Here is a 2,816-nt window from a genome sequence, read left to right as displayed (position 1 = left end):
CCGACGGCCTCCAGCCACCGGCGCGCGCACTCCCGGGCCTGCCGGCGGGACCGGCCCCGGCAGCGCGGCGCATAGCCCACGTTGCGCTCCGCGGTCATGTGCGGGAACAGCAGCGGCTGCTGGCTCAGCATCGCGACGCGCCGCGCGTGCGCGGGCACGAACGTTCCCGACGCGGTGTCGGTGACCACGGTCGCGCCCACCTCGATGCGGCCGGTGTCGGGCCGGAGCAGCCCGGCGATCAGGTGCAGCAATGTGGACTTGCCCGCGCCGTTGGGTCCGAGCACCGCCAGCACCTCACCGTCGGCGAGCGACAGGTCGAAGTCCGCGCCGCGGTGGTCCAGCCGGGCCCGCACCCGCACGGCGCTCACAGCGGACCCGCCGGCCGCCGGCCGGCGGTGGCGATCACGATCGCGGCGGCGACGACGATCAGCAGCAGAGACAGCGCCACGGCGGCGTCCGGATCGGTCTCGCGTTGCAGATAGATCTCCAGGGGCAATGTCCTGGTGACACCCTGCAGCGACCCGGCGAAGGTCAGCGTCGCGCCGAACTCGCCGAGGGAGCGCGCGAAGGCCAGCACCGCGCCCGACAGCAGACCGGGAAGCACCAGCGGCAGCGTGACGGTGCGCAACACCGTGGTCGGCCTGGCGCCGAGGGTGGCGGCGATGCGTTCGTACTCCGGCCCCGCCGAGCGCAGCGCGCCCTCGAGGCTGACCACCAGGAACGGCAGCGACACGAACGACTGGGCCAGCACCACCGCGGTGGTGGAGAACGCGATCCGCAGGCCGAGCACGTCGAGGTGCTGTCCGAGCAGACCCTGCCTGCCGAACGTGTACAACAACGCGATGCCGCCGACCACCGGCGGCAGCACCAGCGGCAGCAGCACCAGCGCCCGCCACACCGATCGGCCGGGGAACTGCCCGCGGGCCAGCGCCAGCGCCATCGGGACACCGAGCAGCACACAGACCACGGTGCTGGCCGCCGACGTCTTGAGGCTGAGAAGCAAAGCAGCGCGGGAGGATTCGGAGGTGATCAACGGCACGAAGTGCGGCCAGTCGATCCGTAGCAGGATCGCCAGCAGCGGGGTGAGCACGAACAGGGCCCCGACCGCGGCGGGTACGTAGATCCAGGCCGGCAGTCCGACCTGGATCAGCCCGGCGGCCGGCCGCATCCTCACGGCGTGCCGAAACCCGCCGCGGACAGCACCTCCCGGCCCTGCGGCCCGGTGACCAGTCCGACGAACGTCTGCGCGGCGGATGGGTTGGTCGCCTCGGTGAGCGTGGCGATCGGATAGGTGTTGACCGCGTCGGAGGATTCCGGGAACGGGATCGCGGTGACCCGGTCACCTGCGGACGCGGCGTCGGTGACATAGACCAGGCCTGCATCGGCCTGCCCGGAGGTGATCTTGCCGAGCACGTCGGTGACCCCGGACTCCTCGCTGACCGGGGTGAGGGTCACCCCCGTCGCGTTCTCCACCTTCTCGGTGGCCGCACCGCACGGCACCTGTGGTGCACACACCACGACCTGGACGGCGGAGTCGGCGAGATCGGCGAACGAGGCGATCCCCGCGGGGTTTCCGGGTGGGGTCACGATGGTCAGCGTGTTGGTCGCGAAGTCTGCGGGCACCCCGGCGACGAGTCCGTCGTCGAGGGCCCTGGTCATGGTGGTCGTGTCGGCCGAAGCGAGCACGTCGGCAGGCGCACCCTGGGCGAGCTGCGCCACCAGGTCCGACGAACCCGCGAAGTTTAACGTGACCTTCGTTCCGGGATGGTCGTTCTCGAATCGCGCACCGAGTTCGGTGAACGTGGACTTCAGCGACGCGGCCGCGAATACGGTGACCTCGCCGGTGATCGCCGCCGGAGCCGGCGACCCGGGGCCGCTCGGCGTCGAAGATGAATCATCCTCTGCTGCAGAACATCCCGCGAGCAGGGCGACAACGCTCAACGCGCCGAGGGCGGTGAGAGCCGGTTTCACGAAGTCCCTGCCGGGGTGTCGATGATCACGTTGGTCGCCTTGATCACCGCGACGGCCACCACGCCGGGTTCCAGGCCCAGCTGACGGGCCGACTCGGTGCTCATCAGCGACACCACCGTGAACGGCCCGCACTGCATCTGCACCTCGCTCATCACCCGGTCGGCGGTCACCTTGGTGACCAGCCCCACGAAGCGGTTGCGCGCCGAACTGCCCACGCCTGACGGATCCGGCGGCGGGGAGGCGTGGTCGCGGGCGAACTCGGCCAGCGCCTTGCCGTCGATCACGGTGCGGCCCGCGCCGTCCTTGGTCGACGGCAGGCTGCCGCTGTCGATCCAGCGGCGCACGGTGTCGTCGCTGACCCCGAGCAGGGTGGCCGCATCCTTGACGCGGATGTCCGGCATGGTGGCCCCCCTCGCGCGACCGATTCCGCTTTTGCGGGGCAATCATCTCAGCCGATCCGCATCTGCGGAACCCCGGGGTCAGGAATGTGGTGGCACACTCACCGCGATCACCGCGGTGTCGTCCTCCAGGCCCGCGCCGAAGCCGTCGAGCAGGCGCTGCACCGCGGCCACGAACGTCGCTGCGTCTGTGGGGCTTTCCCGGCGCGCGAAGCCCAGGAAGTCGTCGTGGTCGTCGAAACGCCGGTTCGGGCCCGTCCTGGCCTCGGTGAGCCCGTCGGTGTAGAGCGCAAGCGTGTCGCCCGGCCCGAGGTGGACCGACCGCGCCACGAAGCGGGGGTTCTTGAGGATGCCGACGGCCTGACCCCCGGTGGTGTGCACGTAACGGGTCTGTCCCGACGCCGACATCAGCAGCGCCGGCGGGTGCCCGCCGCTGGCCAGTTCGAC

Annotated in this window: 5 protein-coding genes; all 5 read right to left on the bottom strand. The window is 71.2% G+C overall.

The annotated features are described in order from the left end of the window. Positions 1–368 (bottom strand): ATP-binding cassette domain-containing protein (locus MVA01S_RS29425; RefSeq protein WP_159426385.1); only part of this gene is annotated, 368 nt, incomplete at its 3' end. Continuing rightward, the gene (locus tag MVA01S_RS29420) at positions 365–1,168 is read right to left on the bottom strand and encodes an ABC transporter permease (protein WP_003933851.1); all 804 of its coding nucleotides are present in this window, start codon (positions 1,166–1,168) and stop codon (positions 365–367) included. The genes MVA01S_RS29420 and MVA01S_RS29425, both read right to left, overlap by 4 nt. A 2-nt stretch (positions 1,169–1,170) precedes the next feature. After that, entirely contained in the window at positions 1,171–1,971 is an 801-nt protein-coding gene (gene modA, locus MVA01S_RS31090; protein WP_003933852.1) for a molybdate ABC transporter substrate-binding protein, read from the bottom strand. After that, complete coding sequence (locus tag MVA01S_RS31085; RefSeq protein WP_003933853.1) at positions 1,968–2,372, bottom strand: TOBE domain-containing protein; 405 nt, start codon at positions 2,370–2,372, stop codon at positions 1,968–1,970. The genes modA and MVA01S_RS31085 overlap by 4 nt, the downstream gene beginning before the upstream one ends. Before the next feature lie 78 nt (positions 2,373–2,450). Continuing rightward, positions 2,451–2,816: PP2C family protein-serine/threonine phosphatase (locus MVA01S_RS29405; RefSeq protein ID WP_159426384.1), on the bottom strand; the 366-nt coding region annotated here is incomplete at its 5' end.

It is taken from the genome of Mycolicibacterium vaccae NBRC 14118 = CIP 105934, from assembly GCF_001552715.1.
Classification (GTDB): Bacteria; Actinomycetota; Actinomycetes; order Mycobacteriales; family Mycobacteriaceae; genus Mycobacterium; species Mycobacterium vaccae.
Note: the sequence above shows the minus strand (reverse complement) of the source record. Positions and strands in the feature narration are given on the sequence as shown.